4 protein-coding genes are annotated in these 2,720 nt (G+C 74.4%); 2 read left to right on the top strand and 2 right to left on the bottom strand.

What is annotated here, in order from left to right; all coding sequences use genetic code 11:
* Positions 1–31: 31 nt before the first annotated feature.
* The gene (locus FNQ90_RS18960) at positions 32–979 is read right to left on the bottom strand and encodes a MurR/RpiR family transcriptional regulator (RefSeq protein ID WP_182607470.1); all 948 of its coding nucleotides are present in this window, start codon (positions 977–979) and stop codon (positions 32–34) included.
* 163 nt (positions 980–1,142) lie between these two features.
* Between FNQ90_RS18960 and FNQ90_RS18955 the strand changes: the two genes are divergently transcribed.
* Positions 1,143–1,442, top strand: coding sequence for a DUF4031 domain-containing protein (locus FNQ90_RS18955; protein WP_182607469.1), 300 nt, complete (start codon positions 1,143–1,145; stop codon positions 1,440–1,442).
* Here the strand turns inward: FNQ90_RS18955 and FNQ90_RS18950 are convergent.
* On the bottom strand, positions 1,432–2,154 hold the full coding sequence (locus tag FNQ90_RS18950; RefSeq protein WP_182607468.1) for an HD domain-containing protein: 723 nt from the start codon (positions 2,152–2,154) through the stop codon (positions 1,432–1,434). The genes FNQ90_RS18955 and FNQ90_RS18950 overlap by 11 nt on opposite strands.
* A gap of 46 nt (positions 2,155–2,200) precedes the next feature.
* Here FNQ90_RS18950 and FNQ90_RS18945 point away from each other — a divergent pair.
* On the top strand, positions 2,201–2,720 hold a 520-nt coding region (locus tag FNQ90_RS18945), incomplete at its 3' end, for a copper homeostasis protein CutC (RefSeq protein ID WP_182607467.1).

Here is a 2,720-nt window from a genome sequence, read left to right as displayed (position 1 = left end):
GGCCGGGACGGGCGCCGGGGCGGGCGGCCGTTCAGCGCGGCTCGCGGGACGGATGACGGTGGGCCAGCGCCTCGTAGCTGGCGCGCAGCGCGGGCGCGGCGGTGTCGTAGGTGCGCTGCGCCACACCGACGAACAGACAGTCCACGACCAACAGCTGACCGGTGCGACTGGACATCGCCGCCGGGCGCAACTCGCTCTCGCGGGCGGTGGAGGTGGTCAACACGTGATCGGCCCATCGGGTGACCCCGCCGTCCGGGCGGCCGGTGATCGCCACGGTGGTGGCGCCGTGGTCGAAGGCCGCCCGCAGTGGCTCGACCACGTCCACGGTGCTGCCGGAGTGGGTGATGGCGACGGCCACGTCCCCGGCGCGCAGCTGCACCGCGCCGGTGACCGCGAGGTGGGGGTCGGTGTGGGCGTGGGTGACCTTGCCGATGCGCAGCAGCTTCTGGGCCAGGTCCTGGGCGACGAGAGAGGAGGCCCCCACCCCGTACAGGTCGATGCGGGGAGCGGCGGCCAGGGCGGCCACCGCGGCCTCCACCTGCCCGAGGTCCAGGGCGCCGGCGGTGTCGGTGAGGGTCTGCCGCTCGTCGCGGGTCAGCTTGGCGAGGACCTCCGCCATGGGGTCGTCCACGGTGATGTCGGTGGTCAGGGAGGGGGCGGCGCCGGACGCCTGCTGCGCGGCGAGACCGGCGAGGGCCAACCGGAGGTCACGGTAGCCGGGGTACCCCAGCAGTCGGGCGGTCCGCACCACGGTGGCCTCGCTGGTCCCGGTGCGCTCGGCGAGGGCGGTGACGGTGAGGGCGGCGCAGGCGGCGGGATCCTCGGCGACGGCCTCGGCGACCCGCTGCATGGAACGGGTCATGGAGGGGGCCATGGTGCGGACCTTGGCCGCCAGCGCGGCCGGCTCGGGCGGTGCCGGCCGGGGCACGGTGGTGCCCGGTCGGGTCCGCTCCCCGCGCCCTACGGCATTTTTCTTCATGGACTCCCTCACGATTGAAAGATATTTTCGGACGGGTTCTTCCGTCAACCCCCGGGGGCGTCACCCGATCCGGGGACGCGCCGGGTTCATACTGGACAGTGGAACCGCCCGCGGGAAGACCCGTACCGGGCGGCGATGCCGAGGACGCGGAGGGAACGGGCGGATGGCGGTGTACATCGACCCGCCCCGTTGGCCGGCGCACGGCCGGCTGTGGTCGCACCTGATCAGCGACAGTTCCACCGCCGAACTCCACGCCTTCGCCCGACGGTTGGGCGGGGTGCCGCGCCGGGCCTTCGACCGGGACCACTACGACCTGCCCGCCGACCGGTACGCGGAGGCGGTTCGGCTGGGCGCGCGGCCGGTGGGGAGCCGGGAGGTCGTGCGCCTGCTGCACGTCTCCGGGCTGCGCCGCCGCAAGCGGTGGACGCCGCGCCCGGGGGTGGGGCCCCGGGTCAGGCCGTGAGGAGTTCCAGCTCGGCGCGCAGGTTGTACCGGGCGGTCGCCTCCCAGTGCGCCGCCCCGTAGGGGGTGCGGTAGAGGAGGGGGAGGTCCAGCAGTTCGCGCAGCACGGCGGCGCGGCCGGCGCGGAACTCCTCGGAGGGTACCGCCGCGTACTCCATCCGCACGGCCGCCGTGTAGCGGGCGTACTCCTCGGGCGGGCCGCCGAGCACGCCCAGGTCGGCGTCGCACAGCGCCTCCCCGTTGGTGTCGCCCGGATCGGTGCGGTGGCCGGCGGTCAGACGCACCAGGCGCGCGACCTCGGCGACCCGCTCGGCGGGCACTCCGAGAAGGGGGAGTTCCTTCTCCGCGAGGCGGGCGCTGCGCTCCTCGTTGTCGGGTGCGCCCGGCACGTACACCGCGTCGTGGTACCAGGCGGCGAGTTCGACGGCGACGGGATCCTCGGCGTGCCCGGTGAGGAGGTCCAGCCGGCCGAGCACGGCCCACAGGTGGGCGGTGGTGTGGTAGTGCCGGGTGGGTTCGCCCCATCGCCCGAGCAGGGTGTGGGTCAGGGTGGTGACCTCCGGCTGCTCACCGAGCAGCCGGAGCAGTCGGGTCTCCGGTGGGGGTGCGGACCGGTCGGGCGGCCCGGAACGGGGCGTTCCCGGCCCGGACGGGAACGGTGAACGGGCGGGTGCGCCGACCCGTCCGGCGGGTGAGCCGTGCGTGGCGCACATGGTCTGGACCTTTCCTCGGAACGGCGGGTGTGAGATTCTTTGCGATATGTCTAGACCACTTCTCGAGGTGATCGCCCTCGATGTCGAGGACGCCGTGGCGGCCCGGACCGGTGGGGCGGATCGCCTCGAACTGGTGACCGACATGGCCGCCGACGGGCTGACCCCCTCCCCCTCCATCTTCTCCGCCGTGCGCGCCGCCGTCGATCTGCCGATCCGGGTCATGCTGCGCCCCCGTGACGGTTTCGCCATCGGCGACACCGCCGATCTGGAACGTCTGTGCGACACCGCGGCCGAACTGCTGGAGGCCGGCGCCGACGAATTCGTCATCGGTTTCCTCGACGCCGACGGCGACGCGGACCTCCCCGCCCTCGGCGCCCTCCTCACCGTGCTCGGCGACGTCCGCTGGACCTTCCACCGGGCCCTGGACCACGCCCCCGACCGGGACGCCGTCCGACGGGCCCTGCACGGCCTGCCCGGGCTGGACACCCTGCTCACCGCGGGCTCGGCCGCCGGCGTGGACGCCGGACTGGAGGTCCTGTGCGGGGAGGCCGCGCCCGCCACCGCCC

Origin of the sequence: Streptomyces alkaliphilus (assembly GCF_014141535.1) — a bacterium.
Lineage (GTDB): Bacteria > Actinomycetota > Actinomycetes > Streptomycetales > Streptomycetaceae > Streptomyces > Streptomyces alkaliphilus.
This window is presented reverse-complemented; position numbering and strand designations above follow the sequence as displayed.

Excerpts from the sequence above, each read along its gene's own strand:
- FNQ90_RS18955 (WP_182607469.1), top strand. The coding sequence starts at position 1,143 with ATGGCGGTGTACATCGACCCGCCCCGTTGGCCGGCGCACGGCCGGCTG.
- FNQ90_RS18960 (WP_182607470.1), bottom strand. The coding sequence starts at position 979 with ATGAAGAAAAATGCCGTAGGGCGCGGGGAGCGGACCCGACCGGGCACC.
- FNQ90_RS18950 (WP_182607468.1), bottom strand. The coding sequence starts at position 2,154 with ATGTGCGCCACGCACGGCTCACCCGCCGGACGGGTCGGCGCACCCGCC.